The organism is Planctomicrobium stercoris, from assembly GCF_051465655.1.
Classification (GTDB): Bacteria; Planctomycetota; Planctomycetia; order Planctomycetales; family Planctomycetaceae; genus Planctomicrobium.
Window position 1 is genome coordinate 2,474,866 of record NZ_CP195791.1, and the last position, 25,087, is coordinate 2,499,952.

Sequence of the window (25,087 nt, forward strand, 5' to 3'; positions counted from 1 at the left end):
GCAGCGGGGATGCTGCTGCAGTCTCACTTCAAGAATTCGAGTGCTATGCTCGTCAATGGTTGAATCGAAATTCCGGCGATGTCAGCAGACTCCAGATCATCTCCTTCACCGCAACCGCTCTGTCCGCTGACCGGGACGACAGGTGGGAAACGACAAGTTCGGATTCTTCTGGAGTCGGCATGCGACTGAGTGTGGCGAGATAGATCTCTTCCGCAGCCAGCGGTGATTCCGCATTGGCCAGGGCGCGGTTCGCTGCATTCCCTTCCCGAGGACCCACCCAGTTGTTCAGGTCGACTTGATTGCTCACAAACAGCGCCTGGTCGACGGTGGCAAAGAAGTCTCCCTGAGGTTGACCGGCGGCCGCACCAAAGTAGGCGTTGTACGAAGAAAGGTGCCCCTTGAGTCTGTCGTACGTCCGCTGCTCAATTTGAAACTGACGGTTCCGGACCTGAACGGGATCCTGCTTTTGTTCCTCCGTGAGCGGGGACTCGGCGTCGAGGGCGTTCGACTCCATTAACCAGTACTGCTGATAGATCCCGGTCGCCTGGAAGATGGACCAGCACATCTGCTCGGGAGTCAGTGGCTTCAGCGGAGCGAGGCGACGGGCTTTGCACAGACGTTCTGTGACCGCCTCTGTTTTCGTTTCGAGTGCCTTTTCGGAATTCGCGATCTGCAACTGAACCTTTTCCAGTTCCCCCCGGATGGCAGCGACTTCGGCTTCGAGACGCCCCAGTTCTGCCTGCCGGTCCTTTAAATTCTTTTCAGCGGCGGCCAGCTGCATCTGTGCCTGATTCAACTTCAGGGTGGCAGCTTCGACCGCTTTCACAGGCTCTGCGAGTCCTGCCTCGAGCACCCTCAGTTTCTCTTTCAGTTGGTTCGCCGCATCGACCAGGGCTGGATCCTCGGGCGAGTTTGCTTTGGCGTTCTCGGCGTCCTGAAGTGCGAGTTTCACCGCGTCGATCTGCTCGCGAGCCTTGGTCAGTGATTCATTGGCCGCGTTCATCTCATCGGCTGCGGTCTTCTGTCTGGCGGCGACTGCTTCCACTTCCAGGGCCATCGTTCCCATCTGCGTGGAGTAGTCCGTCATCCGTTGCTGAGAAGTTGCCAGTGCGACCGACTTTTCCGAGACAGTTTGCCGGGCCGCTGCTGCGCTCGCAGCTTCCGAGTCGAGTTCGAGCAGTTTCTTCGCCGACGCCAGTTGCCGGGAGACCGATCCGAGTTTGGTCGCTTCGGTGATCATCTGAGTGCGGGCAGCGAGCACCTGACGCTCTTTCTCCATCCAGGCCAGACGCAGTTCCTCGGCCCCACTCTTTGAAGTCTCGAGGTTTTTCTTTGATGTTTCGAACGTCTCCTGAAGCGTAGAGAACTTGGTGCTGTTCTCCTCGACGACTTTCAGGAGGTTTCCAATTTCAGTAGTAAGCTGTTCGTTCCGCTCGAGGAATTTCTTCGCAGCGGCTGCCAGTTCCTGATCTTCGGGGGTTAGCGCGACCGCCTGTGTGGCAGCCTCCATGGCGGCTTTCATGGCCGGCTGGATCGTCTGCTTGGAGGAGAGTTGTGTCGTGGCGTTGGAGATGACGGTCTCCACTTCCTTCATCTGCTTGTGGGCATCCGCACAGCCGGTGTAGGCCGCATCCAGCGCGGTGATGGCCGGGAGCATCTGCTTCTCGGATTCGTGCCAGAGACTGTCCGTCTGTGCAAACGCCTCTTCCGCCGTCGCGAGGGCCTGTTCGAGTGTCTCTTTCTGTGACTGCAGCTGTTCGAGCACGGCCCGAGCCGTTGTGATCTCCGAGGTGAAGTCCGCAGGAGGGTCGTAAGGACGCTGATAAGCCTGCGTGAGTGCGATCTCTCGCAGGAGCGAACGCATATCGAACTGCATGGCGACAAACCGGTCGGAGAGCAGCGCCAGCAATTCGGGATGAAGAGGCGGATTGTCCGGCTGGTTCATGTCGACCGGGTGAAACATCCCTTCCCCGAACATCATCGCCCACAGCCGGTTCACGATGTTTTCATTAAAGAGCCGGTTCCGGCCGCTGGTGGCCTGCTCCGCCAGATAGGCCCGGCGGCTGAACTTCGGCACCGCCTTGACACCTTCTGCAACGGCGACGACGTACTCTTCGCCGGGGAGGAAAAACGGTTCGTCCAGTGCGGGTTCGCCCGGCACGCGGGGAGCGGATCGGTGCGGGACCCCTTTGATGAATACGGATTCGAACTGGACATCTTTGCCCATCCGTTCTCCGTAGACGGTGACCTTCTTGTCCCCTTTCTGAACCTCAACCGCATAACCTGGCGCGATCAGGGCGGAGAGTCCGTGATAATCCGATTGCAGAAAATCACTGACCAGTGGGTGATTGTGACACTGAGCACACTGGATGTCGCGTCCAAAGAAGATGCGGCTGATGTCGCGGGTCAGGAGATTGGGGTCCGCATCACGGTCCAGCGAGAAGCGAACGGCAGCCCGCAATTCCGGTTGATCCCCGTCGGCGGTCAGGATCTCTTTGGCCAGAACGTTCCAGGGTTTGTTTTCACGGACGGACTGGTACAGCCAGGCCATCCATTCATCCTGACTGACGTGCTTGTGACCGCGGCGCTCCATCAGCGTGACATCCAGGAACGTGGCCAGGTGCCGCACGTACTGAGGAGATGCGAGCAGCTGGTCAATCCAGCGCTCACGTTTGTTCTCGGAGGAATCCGCCAGAAATTCGCGGGCGGCTTCAACACTGGGGGGAAGACCCGTCAGGTCGATCGAAGAGCGTCGGAGGAATTCTGCATCAGAGCAGATCGAGCTCGCATCTTCCCCGAGGATCGCGTCGATCTGATCATGTAAAGCCGGGTCCTGGGCTAGGGCCACGGAATGCCACATCCAGATCACGGAAAATATGAGGCAGGCTCGAATCAAAACCAACTCCTTGGTTTCTGGATTCTCGGCGGGGAGGAAAGGCAGGCTTTACAGGTGGGTTAGGAGGCCCTCCAATCATACCCCCGCGGAAACAGGGTTGGCAAGCTCAGGGGCCTGCGGGACCCGACTCGGAAGCGGGGCAGACGGTCATCTGCGGGAGAGTCCGGGACGTCCAACTTTCGCGAGATTCGCTTTCTTCCTCCAGTTCGACTGCTTGCAAAGCTCAATGAATGATCTGTCCGGGCACGAAGCGTGAGTGAGCGCATTCTTGAAATGATGCGACTCAATGCACTTGCTTGCGCGGCGTGCTCTGAAAAAATCAATCTGGAGTATTCGCCCGGTTATTCCGAAGACAGCTGTTGTGACGGTTAGTCTTGAAGCTGATCCGGACATCCGCCTGCTGTGCGACTCACGTCGACTCCCTGAGTCGGTCGGCCTGCAGCCGTGCCAGAATCGCCTGCAGTTCCTTCACGTCGACCGGTTTGACCATGTGGTGGTCGAACCCGGCCTGACGCGTTCGCTCGCGGTCTTCCTCCTGCCCCCAGCCGGTCTGAGCGATGATGATGATCTCTTTTCCCCAGGGGTATTGACGGATGCGGCGGCACACTTCGTGTCCGTTGAGTTTCGGAAGGCCGATATCCAGCAGGATCACCTGAGGACGAAAACTCTGCGCCGTCCTGATCGCTTCTTCACCATCATGCGCACTGCGGGTCTCGTGCCCCATGATGTTGAACATGATGGACAGCGTCTTGGCGCTGTCACGGTTGTCGTCGACGACGAGAACGCGAAGTGAACGGCTGGCGTTCTCCTGTGACACTCCGTGTGCTGATGACGATGTCCCTGACGACTCCTGCATCAGCGGCAGACGCACGATGAATTCACTTCCACGGCCGATCCCTTCGCTGCGGGCCACGACACTGCCGTGATGCAGTTCGACCAGCCTGCGCACCAGCGTCAGTCCGATCCCCAGGCCCCCTTGTGCCTTTTCCAGCGAGTGGTCGATCTGCGAGAACATTTCAAAAATGCGATGCAGCTGATCCGGGGCGATTCCGATTCCGGTGTCTTTCACCGAGACGACAACTTCCCGGTCCTCCTGCACGGCAGTCAGATGAATGTGTCCGCGTGGGTTGCTGTATTTGGCGGCGTTGTTCAGCAGGTTGAGGAACACCTGAGCCAGACGGGTCAGGTCGGCATCGATGAACACCGGATGATCCGGGAGCGTGACTGTCAGCTCGTGCCCCATCTGTTCGATAATCGGGCGACTGGTCTCAATGGCACTTTGAATGACCGTGGCGAGTTCGACTTGCTGCAGCTTGAGTTCGAGTTTTCCTCGGCTGATCCGGCTGACATCCATGAGGTCATCGACGAGGCGGACCATCTGCTCGAGCTGTCGCTCCATCATGCCGCGACATTCGTTGATCATCTCAAGGTCGCCCTCGGCTAGCTTCATCACCTCCAGCCCGTTTCGCAACGGGGCCAGCGGGTTTCGTAACTCATGGGCGAGCGTGGCCAGGAATTCGTCCTTGCGATGGTCGACTTCAGAGAGTCGCGCGGCCAGGTCACGCAGTTCGTCAGCGGTCTGTCGCTGTTCGTGGATGTCCGTGCTGGCCCCCACCCACATGACCACCTGCTGGTGTTCGTCCTTGAGTGCAGTTGCTCGGCTGACGTGCCAGCGGTCCTCGCCGTCGGTTCGTCGGAACCGGTGCTCGACCTGAAACGGTTCGCCGGTGGCAATGGCACTGTTCCAGGCCTCGAGGCTCTCCGCGAGATCGTCGGGATGAATCACGGCGTCCCACCCGCGCTCTTTGATTTCTTCGTACGAGAGTCCGGTGTACTGCATCCACACCGGATTGAAGTAATCAACCACCCCCTCGGGTGTGGCGGTCAAGACCTTCTGCGGCATGGAGTCGAGGATGAAGCGGAGGCGATGTTCGCTTTCGCGGATGAGGTCTTCAGATCGCTTCCGCTCCGTGATGTCGGCGACAGTGCCGTCGAAGCTGGTTGGGCGATCCCCTTCGAAGTTCGTGCGGCCTTTGGCGAAGACCCAGTGCACCGATCCATCGGGGTGGACGACGCGATATTCCTGCGAGTACGGAACAGGATTTCCGGGTCTGGTGGCAGCGTCGACGGCTTCACGGATGCGTGGCCGGTCTTCCGGGTGAATGAACTCGAACACCTCTTCAAAGCTGAGGGGACGGGGTGCACCGGCGATGATCGTCTGAAAACGTGCATCGGAGATCATCGAGTTCGTGGCGGGATCGATGTTCCAGGCGCCGAGTTCCGCGGAATCGAGGGCAATGCGTCGCCGCTCTTCGCTGGCCCGCAGCTCGGCTTCCACCAACCGCTGACGGGTGATGTCGACCACGACTCCCGGCAGACGAATCGCATTTCCACTCGAGTCCCGTTCCACACGGCCGCGGGCGACGACCCAGCGAATCTGGCCATCCGCCCCGATCACGCGGTATTCCGATTCCAGCTGGTTGTCGTGTTCGAGCGCACGCTCAATCGCACAGAGGACTCGGTCCCGGTCGCTGGGATGAATTGCTCTCTGGAAAACTTCAATCGCCCCGCCGTTGGCTTCTTCCGGGGTGACGCCGAACATGCGGGCGAGATTCTGGTCGGCTCGAACAGCATTCCTGACGACATCGAAATCCCAGGTGCCAATCTCCCCTGCCACGAGAGTCGACTCCAGTCGAGAGCGGGCCTCCTGAATCTTCTCTTCCGCCTGTTTGCGTTCGGTAATGTCCCGGAAGACCAGCACACAGCCGACGATCTCTCCCGTGCTGTTGTGAATCGGGGCGGCACTGTCGTCGATCGGCCGTTCGGTTCCGTCTCTGGCGATGAGCAGGGTATGGTTCGCGAGCCCGACAATCACCCCTTCCCGCAGTGCTTTCGCTGCAGGATTCTGGACCGGCGCTCTGGTCGATTCATTGATGATCTTGAAGACACTCTCCAAGGGAGCCCCGCGCGCCTCCTGATGACTCCAGCCGGTCAGGACTTCCGCGACGGTATTCAGCTGCGTCACGCGACCTTCGACATCGGTGGTGATGACCGCATCGCCAATGCTGATCAAGGTGACACGATGAAGTTCCGCCTGACGCCGGAAAGCTTCCTCGGCATATCTGCGGTCGACGAACTGGGCGATACTGTCAATCAATCCAGAGAGTTCTGCCAGTTCCATCTCTGTCATCGGGGTCCGGGCGAACACCGCCATCACCCCCCGCACACGGTTCTCCACGATGAGCGGATACCCGGCGAAGAACTTGATCCCCTCCTTTTCGACCCATGCCTGATCGAAGTCCTCAGGTTGGCTGAGATCTGTTGTGAGGTACGGCTTGCCGGTCTGGGCGATCTTCTGAAGTCGAGAATCCCGGACAGGCGCGAAGGCCGTTCCATCATCGTCCTCGGTCCCGTTCCCCTGCGCGGCCTGCAGTTCCAGCTCACTGGTCTCCTGTTCCAGAGTCCAGACCCATGCTGACCAGTTTTGCCTCCTTTGGACGATTGTCTCACAGCAATCCCGCAGGGTTTTTGCAGCCGACTGAGCAAGCGAGAGCGTGATGCTGATGTCCGCTCTCAGGGCGGTCAGCTCGGTACGCTCGGCCTGAATCTGCTCCTCGCGTTTCCTTTGTGTGATGTCGCGGACGATTTTGGCGGCGCCGATGATTTCACCGGAGTCGTCCAGCACCGGAGAAATCGAAAGGGAAACGTGAATCGACTGGCCGTCTTTTCTGACGCGGACGGTGTCGAAATGCTCGATCCGCTTTCCGGCCTTCAGCTGGCCGAGAATGTGATCTTCTTCATGGACCCGGTCTTTGGGAATGACCATCAGGATCGAACGACCGATCGCCTCTTCTGCGGTGTATCCAAAGAGTCTTTCCGCCGAGGCGTTCCAGCTTTGAATCACCCCTTGCAGGGACTTGCTGATAATCGCATCGTCCGAAGAATGGACGATGGATGCCAGCATTCCTGCCTGCCGCTGCAGCTTTCGCTGATCTCCAATATCCCGAAAGATGAGAATGCAGCCGATGACCTCCCCCTCACGGGTGCGAATGGGGGCGGCGCTGTCGTCGATGGCGTGCTCGGTTCCGTCTTTGGCGATCAGCACCGTGTGATTGGCCAATCCGACGGTCACGTTCTCACGAAGGACTCGGACAGCCGGGTTTGCGACCGGTTTACGGGTGGTTTCATTGACGATATGAAACACCGCTTCCAGCGGTTCTCCGGTCGCTTCCGAGTTCTTCCATCCGGTCAGGGCTTCGGCCACCGCGTTGAGTTTTGTCACTCGTCCGGAAACGTCGGTGATGATGACCGCATCACCAATGCTGGCCAGCGTGGTTCGCAGGCGTTCGGCGTGTTCAGCGAGGCGGGCGTGCGACTTTCGCACCGACTCTCCGAAGAACGCAAAAAACAGACAGACGACCAGATACATGGCCAGTCCCACCAGATGCGGGCCGCCGGAGGTTTGTGACAATGTGCCCGACGGCATGAAGAACGCCAGCACCATCATAAGGCCCAGGCCTGTTGCCAGCAGGGCCGGGCGCAAGCCTCCCAGCCAGGCGGCTGCTGCCACCGCGACGAAGAACGTTGGATAGGGAATGTGATCGCCCAGGATCGGATCGATCAGCCAACGTAATAAGCCTGCCAGCAAAACGGCAGCAATCGTCAATCCGTACACAATCATTGGCGTTCGCAAACTGACGAATCCCGGTCACTCGATGTTTTTGTTCCTGAGGTCATCCGTATTGAATTCCCCTTGTCCCTATCGAAGCATTGATCAACCGCTTTTCAACGAAAACCCGATCTTCCCTCCGGGCTTTTGAGAAGCTTTCCCGGATCTCTTTCCGTCTGTGTCCGTATTTGGCCCGGATGAGCCTTGCCGCAGAGGACGGACGCGCATTCAGCGTTCGACTTCTCAACGCCGCGATCCGACACTCTCCGGAGCCATAGAACCAGACTCGCGGCCCATCCACAGCGTTGTGTGGGGCCAATGCAACTAATGGGAGAACGCCGTTGAGAGATTGTCGTCAGGATTCGGCAGCCCATGCTCCACCCGGTCTCGATGTGTCTCTCCTGCTCCGTCCCAAACAACTCCTGCAGCAACCGTTTCGAGAAATCAAGTGTAGAGCGGTTCGGCGGCGCAAACAACCTGGAAGCGAAACTTTGAAGGCGGCCTGCAGTATCAGGCGGATGCTTTTCCCCCGCGCCCCCGCCTGAGTTCAGCGGACAGGTCGACCTCCCAGTCCTGCTCACTGACGCCGAGAGATCCGTATCCCAGCGTTGCGGAATCGTTCCGAAATTCTTATGGCATCATCGAGTGACCCGCGTGGTCGGGCCACGTGCGGAGCTGAGAATCCGTGACGGGACTCAGACTGAACCAGTCCTGCCGACCTTCAGCGTTTGCGTCCGATGAAGACGTAATGGGGCGCCCGGATGAGAGGAAGATACGGAATCTTGCCTGTCCGCTCTTCGAGTCGAACGACTTCGAATTTGTTCTGCAGGTACGGGATGTGATCGGGGCTTAAAAAGACGTTGTCGGTCCCAAACCAGGTTGGCCAGAAGGTTCTCGTCGACCACGCATGCTGTTTCCGCTCGGTCTGCGGATACTTGCGTGAGACGTAGAAGTCGACAACCCCCAGCGTTCCTCCCGGCTTGAGCAGTGAGTACGCATGGTCGATGGCGCGGAACCAGTCCGGGATCATCGTGAGCGAATAGGAAAATGTGACCACATCGGCCCCCCCCTCTTCCGGGACAAACGTCGTGGCGTCGTGACAGACGGGGGTCACATTCTTCCAGCCGCGGGCATCCACACGCGCCTGAGCCTGTTTGAGCAACGATGTCGACAGATCGACCAGATACATCCGGGAGAGTTTGGAAATTGCCGGACCGATATGCTCTGCGTTTTCGCCGGTCCCGGCACCCAGGTCGACCCACACTCCCCCTTCGGGAACGGGAATGGACTGAATCATTTCCTGCCGGCTGTGGAGCATGCGACGGCGAAAATCATCGTAGCCATTCGCCTGACCGGAATAAAAGCTTTCGAGTCGCTCCTGATGAGTCGCCCCGCGCGCCCGCCGAGCCACCAGATGCCAGAGTGTTTTCAGATCGTTGACGACAGCCACGTTGAGATCCAATGCCGATTTGAAACAGGAAGCGAGTCACGCAGAGCGAAGCGTACACCGACCAGAAGCGGTCACACTTTCAGGTCCGCGATGTAGAAGCTGCCGTAGGTGTTGACCCGGTCAATCGGATGCAGTTCCGCAGCCAGCTCCGGCTTATAGTGCAGCAGCTCACTCATCTTTTTCGTCTGACCGTTCACCGAGACTTCGATGGGATCCACGAAGTCGACCGAGAGTCCTGCACTGCGCCAGATGATCTTGGTCTCCGGTGCCGCCCGGTCGACAATCCCCTGCCATTCCGCAGCCAGCACGTCCCGGTAGTTGCTGTAGAGCCAGTCCATGTGATCCAGCAGCACGAACCGCGAAATCTTTCCGGGATGCTCTTCGAGGAAGCCCAGCGCGGAATTGGTATGTGTGGTCACCTTGTCGGCGACACCATTTCTGAGGGCGTCGAAGTTCTCCCGCTTGAGATACTCCGGACAACACTCCTCAGTGTATTCGCCGGTCAGGTAGACGCGCCAGAAATAGTTGTCCGCCAGCGGGAGGCGGGTGAAGACGGTTTCAATGCGGTCGACGATGAACTGGGCGATCCCACCCGGGTAGTCGCGATCCAGCTGCTGTCGCTGGCTGCGGGGAACCCCGAGCAGAGCCATGGTAGTGTCACGGCGGAGCAGCCACTGCACCATCGGGCGGAAGAGTGATTCGTGCAGCCGGGCCTTCTTGAAGATCTCCCGCTGTTCTTCAACGGACTTCGCGTTGAGGATCTCGTTGATTGAGTGGCGAATCTTGGCCACGCGATTGATGTAGCCGTTCACCATCCATGCAAACAGCCCGGAAGTGCCACGGAAGTAGAAGCTGTTGCGTCGTCCGACTCCCTTGAAGAACTTTCCGTTCTTGTCCCAGAACTGCTGGGCATCCGGGGAGAGGTGCGGCCGCAATTTGCTGGGATAGACAGTCGCCCAGTTTTCGAGCCGACCTTTTCCGAACAGCGTGAAGAACGTGTCGTAATCGAGGTTGGCAATGGCTGCCTTCTTGAGTTCCAGCAACGCGTTCTGGCGGAAGTTCATGTCGACCGCGTAAACGTGGTTCACCCCTGCCAGTGCGTAATCGAGCGCGTTACACCCGGCGGACGTGATCACCAGCACGTCGTCCTTAGGGCTCAATTCCAATGCGACCCGATCCAGGCGGGGATCTTCCCAGCACTGGTTATAAACGAGATTCTTCCCGTGAATCAGTTTGAAACAGGCGCGGCTGATGCTCTCCAGCGGCATACGTCATTCTCCAGACCATCCCGATGAAGTCATTCAGGACCTCGCAGATGGATCAGGGCAAGAGTCTCAAAATTGAAAGGAATTGATCGTATCCAAACGTTTAGGGAACCGGTAGCCACTGCTGATCGGATCTGACGCCCCGGCTGTTACTGGCGTCGCCCCCAGAAGAATGGCAACGTCTGCGCGGAGTTTTCCGGACCCCGTCTCTGCCTTGCTGATCGCCCTGGCGTGGCTTCGCTGAAGCCCTGCCATCGTTGCCTTTCGAAGGGGCATGTTCAGCTGAAAACGCGCGCGAGACAGGCTCGCAAAACTTGATCAGTCCGTGGGTTCTGAAAAGGTTTCGATTTTAACGAATGCAGTTGTGTTCATTTGATAGCACCTGGCATCGGGTGTGTTGATTTTATTGTAAGTGGTTTTTGAGTTTCTCTTTACGGAAAATGGGCACTTGTGAAGTGACGTCATTCGTCGCTGAAAAGTGTCAAAAAAAATTCCCACATTTTGCTGGATTTCTGGCAGACGGGATCTTCACCGGAAATTTTCGAACGTGCTCGAACAATTTTGGCCGGGAAGTTGCATACTCCTCAAAACACCTGTGGAATTTCCAGTTCAGTCAACGTTGATGCGACAGAGCTGTGAAGATTCCCATCAGCTTTAGCTCACCTTGAGCAGCTGAACCCCTGAACGACTCACCGGAGTCACCCACTACACCTGACAGAATGACCGCAGCTCCGTCGTTCTGCTCGCCAAGATCACTCGCCTCGCGGTTTTTCCCAGGCGCAGCCTTTTTGTGTCCATCCAGAGTCACGCCATATGTTGAATCGCCACCTGGCAACTCTCGCCGTCCTCCTGCTGTTCCCGCTGGGAGCAGTGTCCAGCGTCACTGCGGATGAGTTTTCTGTCGAACATTGTCCCGAAGAATTCTCAACGGCGATGGAGCAGATCGCCAACTGGCGAGATTCCCTCGACAGTCTCAGCGTGGTTTACGAATGGGATGATCCTCAGGCCGCCGGACAGGGAACAGGTTTTCGGAGTTCTTCCAGTTCGGAGAAACGTCGGACAGTCTTGAACTGGCAGGACTGGTGGATCGGAGCCGATTGTCAGAGCTGGAAGGCCACCACGACCGTTCTGGAACCACGCAGGCTGGGTCGCCGAATCGTGACCGGGAGAACGTTGAATGTTCAGTACTTCGCTGAGTTCAGCCCACAGTCCGATACGCCGCATCTGTTGACCGCTGCGGATCTGGGGTCGAAGAAGACGCTGCAGATGTCAGAACAGATGCCGCTCTTCCCGATTTACTTCGCGACTTCCGGATGGTTTTCAGGCGCCTTTGAAAAGTTCCCAGTCAAATATGCCGGCTCCAGAGTGATTGACGGCTGCCGATGCGCAGGCGTGCTGCTGGAAGGGGATTCCCGTCCGATGATGTGGCTTGACCTGGAACATGATGGACTCCCCCGGCTGATCGAACCGGTGAACACTGCCACCCGCTGGACCTGGAAGTGCGACGAGTTCGTTCTCATGAGGACCGGTCGCTGGTTCCCGAAAAGTGGATCGTTCGGATTCGTGGATCAACAGTTGTCGAAATTCCATGTGGAATCCGCGGAAATGAATCTGCCGATTGCCGCCGAGGCATTCCGGATGCCGGAGATCAGCAAGTCGACGTTCGTTCGTGACATGACCTGCAAAGGGATCCCAGTGGAACTCACTTCGAGTCGATCGATCCCCCGCCACACGGCTGCCAGTGCCTTCTCCTGGTGGCAATGGCCCTGCACCTTCGGGATGGTGGTCACCAGCGCCGGATGGTTCCGGTGGCGACGTCAGTCCACGTCCTCTCCCCGGGAGAATGTTGGATAGCGTTCCCCTGCCAGCAGACCTGCCATCCGATTGGTCTGGCGCTTCTGATGCCTACGGAACCGAATCAATCTGCTCCATCAGGAACGTTCCCTTTTTGTTGCTGGTGACGATATCCAGCAGGCCATCACCGTTGATGTCGGCGACTTCAAACTGGGTTCCGACACCGCTCTCTTCGTCCGCGATGTGCCGCGTCCATTTCGGACCATCAGGAGTTCTCTGAAATTCATACCACGCGATGATGGAGGGCTGGTCTTCTCCGGGATCGTTGCCGTTATGAGCCCAGTAGCGGCGTCCCGTCACCAGGTCCGGAAGGCCATCTGCATTCAGGTCTGCCAGCACCGCTGCATGAGTCTGTGTCAGCGATTCATCGATCAGGTGCTGTTTCCAGTTTGATTCCAGTGCCTGATTCTCTGGCAACTGCTGTTCGTGCCACCAGATTCCCGCAGCATGAGCCGACGCAGTAATGACGTCGGCATCCCCATCGCCGTCGACGTCATAGGTCAACATCTGGGAACAGGGCTGACCCAGCTGGGCCGGGTGAAAGCTCCATATCTGCCCCTTTCGTTCCGCAGGCTGTTCCCACCATCCTGCGGTGGTGATGACGTCCGCACGGCCATCTCCATTGATGTCGCCGACTCCGAGTCCGTGCGAGAACCTGTCGGTCCCGGGGGCGCCGCTCTCTGAGATCGAACCAATCTTCCAAGCAGCCTGCGGGAACCTGTTCCGACTTGAGAAGGCCATGATTCGGTTCTGAACGCCGGAAAGGAGTTCGCGTGTTCCATCAGCATCAATGTCGAGATAAGTGGGACTCTCATTATTCGTTTCCGGGATGATGACATGACGTTCCCATGGCGTTCCCGAAGCTTTCCCCGGGTTGGCATACCAGACAGTTTCTTTCCCCGGGAACCCGACCACGATCAGGTCCATTCGCCCGTCGCCATTCAGGTCGTCGGCGAAATTCATAAACGAATCGCTGTAGCCGTTCGGATTGAATTCCGCAGGGGCCTCCAGAATGGAATGTTGTTTCCAGATGCCGTCACTGCCGACATCGGGATGCTCATACCACGCCGACCCGGCAGCGATATCGAGGTCGCCGTCGTTATCAAAGTCGGCGACGCAGCACCCTTCCGAGCGGAAAACGTGGTCCAGAGTTGTCTTCTTCCATTTCAATGAAGTGGCCCCCGGCTGTCTCGTGGAGACAGGCCACTTGTCCGCAGGCGAACCCTGACGGGAGTAATCCGGCAAGGGATTCAGGATCTCGACTTTCAGATTGCGGAAACGAACTTCCATCGGATCGCCGGAATGAAGTTGAAACGCGATCAAGCCTTTCAGTGCCCCTTGTGGATCTGACAGCTCCGCAGCGAGCTGTCCGTTGATGAACGTTCTGACGTGATCTCCGACAGCCACGATTTCATAGCTGTTCCAGTCGCCCGGTTTCACCAAGTGTTCCACATTGTTGTCGACGAGCAAACCCCGGCCACGTTCTTCATAGATCTTCCCCCACCAGCCGGGGCCGATATCCGCCTGGTCACCGCGGACTTCTCCATCGTCCAGCGGCTGGCTCCGGAATTGGATTCCGCTGTTGCCGACGTTGTCGACGAGCTTCACATCACAGCTGAACCGGAAATCGTCGAGGCAGAGTTCGCTGAGAAGAAAGGCATTGTGCTTCAGGCCGGGCGAGCGGCCGACCAGCTCTCCCCCTTCAACGCTCCATAAGGAGGCGTCGTCTTCGCGGGTCGGTCTCCAGCCGGTGAGGTCAGTGCCATTGAAGAACCGCGAGACCGTCTCGGGGATCGCACGCATCGGGACTTGCGCGGGGCCGGAGAGATACGAGACGAGAGAGCGGATTTCATGGGAGGAGAGATTCTTCAGAAGTCCATCCGGCATCATCGATTTCGCGCTTTCCTTGCGGTCATCGATTTCACCTTTCGGGATCGTGATCAGTTCATTGGTCGTCTGCAGGACGAGGATGTTGTCGTTCTCCTCCTTCAGGATTCCGGTGATGACGCGACCGTCCTCCAGGGCGACGACCGTGGGGCGGTATTCCTTGGCCATCACCGCACTGGGATCGACGATGTTTGACAGCAGGTAGTTCAGGTTCGCGCGGTTGGAGCCGGTGATGTCCGGACCAATCTTTGCCCCCGTGCCGAACAGCGTATGGCACTGCTGGCAGGTCTTCGCGAAGAGTGCTCGTCCCAGTTCGGGATCACCGGCAGACAGATTCTGGTTTTCAATCAGCTCTGTGAGCGAGGCCAGCTGAAACTGGACATCTTCGCTGCTGTCACGCACCACTCCCCAGACCTTCTCCAGCAGTGGATTGATCTCCGGGTTGTTCAGGTTGCGAAGCTGACGAACCACATCCGCCGACAGGTCCGATTTCGAAATGCGATTGCTGTCGATCGCCTGCAGCAGCGGAAGAGCATAACTGGGACGGCTGGCGAGCGTGTTTCTTGCATCCGCCTGTTCCACAGCGTTCAGGGATTTATAGGTGTTGATGATCGCAGCTGCCAGCTCCGGTTGATCCTGCGCGGCGACAGCTCTGATCGCTTCGGGGCGAAGAGAAGTCCCTTTCAGCAATTGAGGAATGATTGCCGGGAGTCGCGGGCTTCGATCTTCCACCAGGAACGCCAATGCGACCCGACGTTCGACCTGCGGACCGGCTTCATCGAGGATGATCTTCTGCAGAACATCGACCGCTTTTTCATCTCCGAAACGGGCGCCGAGTCCCAGTGCATACAGGAACACATCGAAGTTCCGGGAATTGGGGCCCGAGGAGGTGAGGACCTGATAGACCTCGGCCCATTCTTCCGGAGGAGTCACATTGCGGACTCCTGCCAGGGCGCCACGCATCCCTTTCAGGAACGTCAGCCGGCTTTCATCATCCGGTGCCGCCGCCAGCCCGGCCGTCAGCAGCTTCAGTGACTCTTCCGGCTTGCCGCTTCCCAGACGCTGGATCATCAGGTCCCTTAAAAGGGGAATCGAATCCGCTGATCCCATCCCCAAAGCCAGAGCCCGCTGCGGAGAACTCTCAGCCAGTGGCTCCATTGCATACCACAGCATCAGAGGAATGTTGTGGTCGTTGGCATCTTCGCGATGTGCGATCAGACGCTCCAGCAGTGTCCAGCGATCCTCGAGTGGCAGGTCGCAACAGATCGATGCCAGTTCCAGACGGACGATCGGAGAAGGATCGTCGGTCGCCATTCTGACGAATCGCTGCAGAATCGCGGGGGGAAATTTTTGATGAGGTGCATTCTGAGCGAGGAGCCGGGCGGACCAGGCGCGGACATGAGCCTGCGGGTGAGCGAGTGTGGCTGCGACTTGGGAATCCGGAGTCTTGTCGAGTTGAAACAGGCCGAGACTGTTCTCGAGCCAGATCCTGCGTAACGCCCCGACAGTATCCGAAGATTTCGGACGGGCGCTTTCGATCGCGCTGGTGACGCTCGCCCAGTCGATCTGGTTGCGGGCGACCCGTTCCTGAAGGATCCTGCGGGCATGGCGGGCGTACCACTCGTTGGTGTCGGTCAGTGCGTGATGAACGAGTTGAGTGTCGGTCTTCTTTTGAAGGTCGACGGAGACTGGTTTGGCGTTTTGATAAGCAACGCGGTAGATCCGGCCGTTTCCACGATCAATGACATCGACTTCACGACGATGGCACTGTTCCTGATCGTACCAGTCGATCATCCAGACCTGACCGTCCGGACCGTATTGCAGGTTGATCATCTGGGACCATTTGTCACCGGTCAGGAGGAAATCGGGATAACGGTCGCCAGCGTACCCGGACCCTTCCGGGATCAACTGGTCGATGTTGACCCGATTCCCGTGAATGTTGTGCATGAAGATTTTGCCGTGAAACTCTTCCGGCCACGCCCCTCCCTGATAGATCATTGCACCCGCGTGGGCATGACCTCCACCAAGGCTGTCGGAGGATGTGCGGTCCATCTGATTCCACTGGTTCCCGGCATAATGCAGATGCCGGGCAATGGTCTGGATGTCGCGGTAGGTATGTGGATTGAAGTGATTCCCCGCCTGCCGTTGGTAACGTCCATGGGGAATCAGGTAGTAGAGATGGGGGATCACGCACGCGGTGCAGAAGGCGTCCCCGTATTGGTTGAAGTCGACACCCCAGGGGTTGCTGGTCCCTTCGCTGAAGACTTCAAACACATGCCGCACGGGATGATACCGCCAGATCCCGGCGTTCAATCCGATACGTTGATCCGCTGCAACGCCGGGCTTGCCGACCTTGGAATGCGTGAACACGCCGTGGCAGCCGTACAGCCATCCATCGGGCCCCCAGGTGAACGCATTTAGCGTTTCATGCGTGTCTTCCCAGCCCCAGCCATCCAGCAAGACGGTAGCCCCCATCGGCACATCCTTGGGGAATTGCAGACTGGTCGGCACCGGGCGAGCGCTTGCTCCCGCTTCAAGGTCATCCGGGATGTCATTTCCATTGCGATCCTCGATGAACAGCAGATACGGCGCCGCTCCGACATAGACGCCACCAAACCCGATCTCCAGGCCGCTCACCAGATTCAGACCCTCGATGAAGACCGTCCGCTTGTCGAGCGTGCCGTCCAAATCAGTATCTTCGAAGATGAGGATGCGGTCTTTCCCCTGCCCCTCCTCTGCCCGTACCGGGTAGGCGTACGCTTCGGCCACCCAGATTCGGCCACGATCGTCAATGGCCATGGCAATCGGCTGGCGGATCTCCGGTTCCTGTGCAGCACACTGCACTTCGAACCCGGGTGGGACCGTCATCACCTTCGCAGCTTCGGTTCCCGACAGATTGTGATATGGATAGATCTCTGCCTCGAAAACCCGGGCCAGCGGGACCGGTAACTCTTTGAACTCCGGTTTTACGTCGTAGAAGCGGAAGTCGTCGAAGTTGACATGTCCCCACCCGCCGGAAGCTTCATCCACAAGACGGATGAAGATTTTCTTGCCGTTGTGGGCTTCGAGGTTCACGACAACCGGGTGCATCTCCTCTTCATCGTATCCCAACGCAGTCGCGATCACTTCGCCTTGATCAGCGAGGACAAGCTCTGTTCGTGTGCCACGACCACTCCCCCCGCCCACGAGAAAGCTGCACCAGGGGGCGTCGACGACGAACGGGACTGAAGTCAATGTTCCCTGCGGGCCGTCGCCGACCACTTCATATCCGCCGATCCAGTAATCCCCGGTGTGCAGGCTCTTCTTGTTCGCAGCGAGCGGTCGATTGGGATCGATCCCCCCTTTGTCGGGCTGACCTTTCCACGCCTCACCTTCTGCAGTCCAGTCCCGCAGGTCGCCCGTCTCGAAGTTCAGGTTCAGGGAGCGGCCGGCCTCATCCTTTGGCAATCGCCCGGGACTGTTGGTCGGCTGATTGACGGGAGAGGCTGACACCAGACTCTCAGGAAGAAGTCCGCAGACGGCCAGGACTGCCAGCCAACAACAAACTGTGCGGTGCATCTGATTCCCTTTTTTGCCAGTGCTGGGCGGGACATCTCCTGCAGCAGACTCGATTCAGCGAGTCCTCACCAACGGCATAAAAGCTGATGTCCGGGAACAGATTTTCGTTGATGCGTTTCGCACACTCAACCAGAAAGCTGAGGTTTTGAGCAATCAAAAAAGAGAGTTCCGGTGAAAAAACTCAAGTCGTAGGCAGCTGGACCGGAAGAACGTCTGTCTCAGGCCGCTCGCCGGTTCGCCTGTGGTGAGACGGCGATCAACGTCACCTGAGCTGCTGCGGGTTCGGAGAGATTGCCGCGACGACGGAGGATCACCCTCGCGCCATACATGTGGATCGAATCCAGAACAGCTTCGATTTCTTCATCCCCTTCGCTCTCACATTCGCAATATCCTGTGGGCAGAGTGCGAAAGAACGGGACGAAGGGGACGTGTGCGTATGCCTGCTTCTGACCGGCGGGAACTTCCACCAGCAAGGTTCCCTCAAGGCGATCTTCCTCCGGGCTGTGGACCCGCGACCAGTGTTGCACCGTCCGATCGTTCAGCGTCTCCGACTCAAACTCGGATTCGAGCTCTTCACCCTCTTCGAATTCGTCGTCGACGAATTCCTGCAGCGGAAACGGAAGGCATTCTGGGACCGGCACGGCAATCTGCAAGATCTCTTCCGGGACGGAGGGACTGCTGTCCTGAGGCGTCACAAGCTTCAAGGAAGTCTGTGGAGAAGCTGCAGGCTGCGGCAGGACTGCTGCCAGTCCTAATGTTGCTCCGCAGACGAGAATCGCCCAGCAGAAAGCGCTTCCCAGTCCGAGCGGACCGGAAGACGATGATGACGCCACCAGCCAGGCGACTGCGAGCATACCAGGGAAAGCGCTCCAGAGAGTGCGGCTGAGTCCCTGTTTTCGGAAGGCGAGATGACAGGCCAGGACCGCCAGTGCCGCTGCTGCGGCCAGTCCCGCCTGGGGGCCGCTGGTTTCAAAGCCGAGCTGAAGCAATGCACCGACCAGACCGCCCGCGAGTGCGATCAAAATCAGTGTCGGAGTCCATTCACGATCAGCTGCCACGGTTCGTCTTCCCTGAGTCTCGGGCGGGCGAACTATGTCAGAATCCGCCAGATGCGACAAGGTTTTTTTGAGGCGGGTCCGAATTGAGGTGTATCGCAAGGAACGGTACCAATCGAAAAAAACCGGCTCAGCATCGTGCTGGCCGGATTTCGAATTTTCAGATTGTCGAACTGCGGGTTATGGGGCACACAGGGCGCCGCCGGAGCAGACCCCAGCTCCACAGCTGCTATAGCCACATCCGCTGTAACCGCAGGATCCACCACCGCAATAGCCCCCTTCGGCATAAGCGCCGTCGCAGGAGATGTTGCAGCCAGCCCAGTCACAGGCATCGGCCAGGTCATAGAAGGCAGAGCCGAAGGTGCGGGACTTGGTCCAGCCGAACCATTTTCGTGCGTGGAATCCGGTGTAGTAGTAAGACTGATTGGCAGTCCCGATGGCATGGGCGACGTCGTTCATTTCGGAGACGACGGCATTCTGAACCTGACTCATTCCGACCAGCATGCCCAGGACCAGCACGGTGGCGATCAGGACAAGTTCGGCGGAGACGATGAACCCGGATTCATCGTGGATGAACGCGTTGAATGTGAGACTCATGGCATGTTTTCCTTGTGATGTGTTGGTCTGACCGCGGCGTCATGGTCGTCGACAACAGGCACCTCTGAGACGTGAGGGGCCGGTAGCAACCACCCAGCAGGAGAGCGGCTGCGGTCAAAATGCCGTCTCCTGGAACACCACACCCGGCTCGACTGCGCGATGAGTCCGGCTGCTTTTCTGGTGAATTCAAAAGAAGGGTCCGACCGACCGGTGTTGCGCATCCGGTCGGTCGGCCCATTCCCCCATCACAGGGAATACGGAACAGCGACATCGCTTGGGATCAGCAAGCAGGAGTGAAGTTTGCCGAGGCGGAACTGCTCCACAGGAGCGGTTCCTGGTGCCTCGCAGCGAACTTCGTCGCATCCCGAACTTTATAGTTTGAAGGCCGTTACAGGCGTCAATGTTGACTGAATCGTTGTGTTTGTTGTGATTGAAACAATTTGCACGACCCGTGCCACTGAATTAATCGCTGAAATCAGAATAACCGGATCTTTGCTGCAACATGTGACTTGTGAAGGGGATACGTGCTTCATGCGCTTTAGATGATGTTCTTGTTGTGCGGGTTATGTCGGTTTTGCTGATTCAATCGATCAACAGGGTGGTAACCATTGTGTTGAATTTTCTGAACAGCGAGACACTGCCGGCTGTGGCGGTCGTGAGGATTTCAGTGGCTGGGTGATGCCAGTCTGGGTGGTCGATCTGGGTGGTCAATCTGGGTGGTCAATCGAGCAGGCAACCGCGGTCGCGGTCGCCCAGAAACTGTTCCGGGAAGGGAATTGACGATGGTGCACGAGACAGGTATCGTTAGGTACGAACCTTTTTTGTGTTTTCGTCAAAGGCTTTCATGGGTCGCGTCACCTGGACGCGGGTTTCAGCTGGTAGAGATTGGGGCAGTCATGGTCCGGTGCAGTCGTGTCCTCGCGAATCTGAAGCAGGGTCTTCCGACCCTGTCTGTCGTCGTCCATGGGACCGACCCAGCGATCTTCGAAATGGTCAGCCTGATGGGGTTCGCCGCCATCTGGCTCGATCTGGAGCATCACGCCCATTCGGTCGATTCCGCTGCGAATCTCATTCGGGCAGCCAGAGTCGGAAACTGCGACGTCATTGCCCGGCCGGGCAAAGGGGAGTTCATGCGGATGAGCCGCCTGCTGGAAGCGGGCGCGTCGGGGATCATGTACCCTCGCTGCGAATCAGCGAAGGAAGCTGCGGAAGTCGTTCGCTGGGCGAAGTTCGCACCGCTGGGACAGCGGGGGTTCGACGGAAGCGGCCCGGACGTTCCCTACCTGCTCACTCCGATGGCCGACTATCTTCAGCATGCCAACCAGAACACATTCATCATTATCCAGATCGAAGATCCGCAATCTCTGAACCAGATTGACGAGATCCTGGCAGTCCCCGGAATCGACATGGTGATGCTCGGTCCGGCCGACTTCTCGGTGTTGACCGGAATTCCCGGACAGTTTGGCGACTCCTCCATTCGGGATGCCATCGAAAGGGTTTCCGTCTCCGCCAAGAAAGCGGGCAAAAACTGGGCAGCGACCTGCGGTACGCTCGCTCAAGCTCAGGCGTACATTGAAATGGGAGCCCGGCTGGTGTTTCACGGGTGTGATATCGTCTATCTTCATCAGGGATTCGACGCGCTCAGGAAGAATGCTGCGGAAATCCTGGGAATGCGTATCGCGAATTCCCCGATCGGCGGCGGCAGCTATCTGGAGAAAGCATGACCTCGACGTTTCTGCCGGCACGCGAATCGGTCGAGTCGACGCCGGCACTGGTCATTGATCTGGGGGTTGCAAAGAAGAACTCCCGTCGGCTGCGCGAGTATGCTCAATCGCACCGGTTCAATGTGCGTCCCCATACGAAGACTCACAAGTCGCGCGACATGGCTCGGCTGCAGCTGGCAGACGGGGCGTACGGATTGACGGCTGCAAAGGTTGGCGAAGCTGAAGTGCTCGCGGACGACTGTTCCGATCTGCTGATCGCCTACCCGGCCATCGACCGGGCTCGCACCAGTCGCATCGCCCAGCTGGCGGAAAAAGTGACGGTGCGAGTCGCAATCGACTCGGAAGAGGGGATTAATTCGCTCGGGGAAGCCGCACGTTCGCGCGGGACCACCATTGGCATCCTCATTGATGTCGATGCGGGCTTTCATCGCACGGGCGTTCAATCTCCTCAGGCGGCATTGACGCTCGCCCAGCGGGTCATGCAATGGCAGCCGTCCCTGAGGCTCGATGGCCTGTTCTTTTATCCCGGTCACATCTGGTCGGCAGCTTCCGAGCAGAATGAAGAACTGGCAGCTGTCGAAGCGATTCTGTCTGAGAACATTCGAGTTTTAAAAGCCGCTGGCCTGCCGGTCGAGATTGTCTCAGGGGGATCCACTCCGGCGCTGTATCAGTCTCATCTGATCCCCAGTCAAACCGAACTGCGTCCGGGAACCTATCTCTATAATGATATGAATACCATGCGGGCCGGCTTCTGCGGTGCCGACGACCTTGCTGCCGCGATCATCTGTACGGTGGTCAGCACGACGGTGCCGGGGAAAGCGATTCTCGACGGCGGAACCAAAACATTCACCAGTGACCGGAACGTGAAGTTTCCTGATTCCGGACACGGTCTGGTCCTGGAATACCCGGATGCGAAACTCGCTCGGCTGAGCGAAGAGCATGGGGAACTCGACCTGTCCGGTTCCTCCCGATCGCCTCGCGTGGGGGAACGTGTCACGGTGATCCCCAATCACATCTGCCCCTGCGTCAATCTGCAGGATCAGGCGTGGTTGCAGCTGGAAAATCAAAACCTCGAACCATTGCAGATCGATTCCCGGGGACGGCTCTCCTAGACCAGTTTGATCTATCATGTGCAGGCGATTCAGGATTTTCACCGCATGAAGTCCGTATTATCGCCTACGGAACATAATAGATTATTTGCAAAACCGCTCTAATAGACTTCTTCCATGAGATTGTGTCCTTGTGGCCTGCGAACCCAGTGAGAACTTCATGATGAATCGTTCTTCCAAAATTGCTTCCCTCTCCCGATTGACCGGGGTGCTGCCAGTCTTTCAGACCCCCTACCACGAAGATGGCACGATCGACACTGCCACTCTGGAGCGGGAAATCGACTGGCTGTTCGAACAGGGCTCGGACGGGATCGTCATGGCGATGGTCTCGGAGATCCTTCGCCTGGATGAAGGGGAACGCCGAAGCCTGGCAGAGCTGGCGTGTCGACGGGCACAGGGGCGAGGAACTGTTGTCATCAGCGTCGGGGCCGAAAGTACTGCCATTGCGGTCAAGCTGACCCGGCATGCGACGGAGGCGGGAGCGACCGCATTGATGGCCATTCCACCCGTCAGCGTGGCACCGCTCGAAGACGAACTGCTTCACTATTATGAAGCGATCGTTCAGGCGACTCCCCTGCCCGTGGTTGTTCAGGACGCCAGCGGCTACGTCGGACGGCCCATGTCGATTGCCTTCCAGGCGAAGCTGCTGGAGCTCTTCGGCAAGGAGAGAATTCTCTTCAAGCCGGAAGCGACTCCCATCGGTCCGCGGCTTTCGCAACTGCGGGACGCGACTTCGCAGCAGGGAGACATTTTTGAGGGGACCGGCGGCATCGCCCTGGTGGACAGCTATCGCCGTGGGATCGTCGGGACCATGCCGGGAGCCGATCTGATTGGAGGAATCGTGGCACTCTGGCGGGCGCTGCAGGCGGGCGACGATCGGCGGGCATATCAGCTGTCCCTTCCGATCTCGGCCATTGTGGCGTTGCAGAATTCGCTGGATGCCTTCCTCGCCATCGAGAAATATCTGCTCGTCAAACAGGGAGTCTTTCGCAATACCTACGTTCGCGGTCCGCGAGCTTACATCCTCGACCGCGAGACCCAGAACGAAGTGGATCGTCTGTTCAACCTGATGATTGGTCAGCTGGGGGAAAGCCGATGATCATTGATGTGCACAGCCATGTCTGGGAATACCCTCTGCACTTCGGCGACGACTTCGTCCAGCAGGCCAAGCGAGCCCGGGCCGGACAGGATGTCGACCTGACGGTCACGTACGAGGCCTATCGCGCCACCTGTCCTCCTGAGACAAGAACAATTGTCTTCGGAGGCAAGGCCCGCTTGAGCAGCTGCTGGGTGGATGACGCCTACGTGGCGAATTACGTCCGTCAGCATCCGGACACCCTCCTGGGATTTATGGCCCTCGACCCAACACAACCGGGCTGGGAGCGGGAGATGCAACAGGGGTATCAGGAACTTGGCCTCAGAGGGATCAAGCTGATGCCGATGTACGCCGGGTTTCGACCGGATGACCGGATGCTGGATCCGCTGTGGAGTTATGCCAGTCGACACGGTTTACCGGTCCTGCTCCATACGGGGACAACGTTTATTTCACAGGCTCCGATCGAATGTACGCTCCCGCGTCATCTGGATCCTGTCGCGACCCGATTTCCGGAAGTGCGAATGATCCTCGCGCATCTCGGGCATCCCTATGAAGGGGAATGTGTCGCAGTCATCCGCAAGCACCCGCACCTCTACGCCGACATTTCGGCCCTGCACTATCGCCCTTTTCAGCTGTATCACTCGCTGATGCTCGTTCAGGAATATGGCGTGTGGGGGAAGGTTCTCTTCGGGACTGACTTCCCTTTTACGAACGTCAATGAATCGATTCGGGGAATCCGGGGGCTCAATCAGATGCTCGAGGGAACAAACCTGCCCCGGCTCAATGAGAAAGAAATCGACGCCATGATTCACCGCGACAGTCTGCCACTGCTGGGTTTGGAGTAGCAATTCTTCAGTCAGCGATCGGTTCAATGTCACAATAACGGTGGTTTAGCAGCACACTTGAAGTGTGCTGCTAAACGTGGTTCTACAGAATTCTCGGGATTTCAATGGCCATTCAGACTGTCGGGATTGTGGGGCTGGGGTTACTGGGACGCGGGATTGCCACATGTCTTCTTTCGCGAGGACTGAACGTCGTAGCGTTTGACCGCGACGCTGCAGTCGTGGAATCGGCACGCGAGCACATCGAATCATCGCTTCAGGATATGGCTGCTCGAGGGGCCGTTCCGAAACAGATGCTTTCCGAATGGCCGGGTCGGATCACGCTGGCCGATTCCCTTCAAGACTTCGCAGGTTGTGATTTCGTCATCGAGAGTGTTTTCGAAAACCTCGACCTGAAACGAGAGATCTTCCGGGAGCTGGAGGACATCATCGGCGCCGCCGTTCCCCTCGGGAGTAACACATCCGCATTGCCGATTCATCTTCTCCAGCATGGAATGAAACATCCCGAGCGGGTCGTTGGGATGCACTGGGCCGAACCATGCCACATGACCCGGTTCCTTGAAGTGATTCGAGGGGAACAGACCAATGACGCTACAGCCGATGCTGCCGTCGAACTCGGTCGACTCGCGGGGAAAGACCCTGCCCTGCTCAACAAGGATATCGCGGGATTCATTGTGAATCGGCTGGCGTATGCCATGTATCGCGAGGCCTTTCATCTGCTTGAACAGGGGGTGGCCGATGTGGAAACGATCGACAAATCGTTCAGCAGTGCCATGTCCGTCTGGACGAACCTGATGGGGCCATTTCGTTGGATGGATTTAACGGGACTGCCTGCCTATGCTTCCGTCATGCAGCGGCTCTTCCCGGAGCTGAGCCGTTCCGTAGAAGTTCCAGCGGCGATGCAAAAGTTGATGGATTCGGGGGCCAAAGGAATTGCGAACGGAAGCGGCTTTTACGAATATGCCCCTGAAGACAAGGCCCGCTGGGAACGTCTGCTGACAGAAAATGTCTGGCAGGTGAATCAGATGCTTAAAGCTCTTTCCGTTGATGGCGAGCCTTCGTCCCTGTCCTGATTGAACACTTCT

At 58.0% G+C, this 25,087-nt stretch carries 13 protein-coding genes; 6 read left to right on the top strand and 7 right to left on the bottom strand.

Annotated elements, in window-relative coordinates:
* Nucleotides 1-52: 52 nt before the first annotated feature.
* From SH661x_RS10330 to SH661x_RS10345, 4 genes are all read right to left on the bottom strand, one after another.
* Nucleotides 53-2,848 (bottom strand): DUF1549 domain-containing protein, encoded by a 2,796-nt coding sequence (locus tag SH661x_RS10330; RefSeq protein ID WP_437230633.1) that lies wholly within the window; start codon nt 2,846-2,848, stop codon nt 53-55.
* Between the two features lie 457 nt (nt 2,849-3,305).
* Complete coding sequence (locus SH661x_RS10335; RefSeq protein ID WP_437230635.1) at nt 3,306-7,589, bottom strand: PAS domain S-box protein; 4,284 nt, start codon at nt 7,587-7,589, stop codon at nt 3,306-3,308.
* Nucleotides 7,590-8,286: 697 nt separating this feature from the next.
* Nucleotides 8,287-9,015, bottom strand: a complete 729-nt coding sequence (locus SH661x_RS10340) for a class I SAM-dependent methyltransferase (RefSeq protein WP_437230637.1) — start codon at nt 9,013-9,015, stop codon at nt 8,287-8,289.
* A 71-nt stretch (nt 9,016-9,086) separates the two neighbouring features.
* Entirely contained in the window at nt 9,087-10,283 is a 1,197-nt protein-coding gene (locus SH661x_RS10345) for a DUF3419 family protein (RefSeq protein ID WP_437230639.1), read from the bottom strand.
* An 810-nt stretch (nt 10,284-11,093) separates the two neighbouring features.
* On the opposite strand from SH661x_RS10345, the gene SH661x_RS10350 reads away from it, so the two are divergent.
* Complete coding sequence (locus SH661x_RS10350; protein ID WP_437230640.1) at nt 11,094-12,134, top strand: hypothetical protein; 1,041 nt, start codon at nt 11,094-11,096, stop codon at nt 12,132-12,134.
* 51 nt (nt 12,135-12,185) lie between these two features.
* On the opposite strand, the gene SH661x_RS10355 is transcribed toward SH661x_RS10350, so the two are convergent.
* The 3 genes from SH661x_RS10355 to SH661x_RS10365 form a co-directional block, all read right to left on the bottom strand.
* Nucleotides 12,186-17,579, bottom strand: coding sequence for a PVC-type heme-binding CxxCH protein (locus SH661x_RS10355; RefSeq protein WP_437230642.1), 5,394 nt, complete (start codon nt 17,577-17,579; stop codon nt 12,186-12,188).
* A 218-nt stretch (nt 17,580-17,797) separates the two neighbouring features.
* Entirely contained in the window at nt 17,798-18,637 is an 840-nt protein-coding gene (locus tag SH661x_RS10360; protein WP_437230644.1) for a hypothetical protein, read from the bottom strand.
* Between the two features lie 177 nt (nt 18,638-18,814).
* The gene (locus SH661x_RS10365) at nt 18,815-19,231 is read right to left on the bottom strand and encodes a hypothetical protein (RefSeq protein ID WP_437230646.1); all 417 of its coding nucleotides are present in this window, start codon (nt 19,229-19,231) and stop codon (nt 18,815-18,817) included.
* A gap of 896 nt (nt 19,232-20,127) precedes the next feature.
* Between SH661x_RS10365 and SH661x_RS10370 the strand changes: the two genes are divergently transcribed.
* The 5 genes from SH661x_RS10370 (at nt 20,128) to SH661x_RS10390 (ending at nt 25,075) form a co-directional block, all read left to right on the top strand.
* Nucleotides 20,128-20,955 (top strand): HpcH/HpaI aldolase family protein, encoded by an 828-nt coding sequence (locus SH661x_RS10370; protein ID WP_437230648.1) that lies wholly within the window; start codon nt 20,128-20,130, stop codon nt 20,953-20,955.
* Nucleotides 20,952-22,067 (top strand): alanine racemase, encoded by a 1,116-nt coding sequence (locus tag SH661x_RS10375; protein WP_437230650.1) that lies wholly within the window; start codon nt 20,952-20,954, stop codon nt 22,065-22,067. The genes SH661x_RS10370 and SH661x_RS10375 overlap by 4 nt, the downstream gene beginning before the upstream one ends.
* A 157-nt stretch (nt 22,068-22,224) precedes the next feature.
* Complete coding sequence (locus SH661x_RS10380) at nt 22,225-23,163, top strand: dihydrodipicolinate synthase family protein (protein ID WP_437230652.1); 939 nt, start codon at nt 22,225-22,227, stop codon at nt 23,161-23,163.
* Nucleotides 23,160-24,005 carry an amidohydrolase family protein gene (locus SH661x_RS10385; protein WP_437230654.1) on the top strand — a complete coding sequence of 282 codons (846 nt, stop codon included), beginning with the start codon at nt 23,160-23,162 and terminating at the stop codon, nt 24,003-24,005. Before SH661x_RS10380 ends, SH661x_RS10385 begins: the two co-directional genes overlap by 4 nt.
* Before the next feature lie 104 nt (nt 24,006-24,109).
* Nucleotides 24,110-25,075 carry a 3-hydroxyacyl-CoA dehydrogenase family protein gene (locus SH661x_RS10390; protein WP_437230656.1) on the top strand — a complete coding sequence of 322 codons (966 nt, stop codon included), beginning with the start codon at nt 24,110-24,112 and terminating at the stop codon, nt 25,073-25,075.
* Nucleotides 25,076-25,087: the final 12 nt, after the last annotated feature.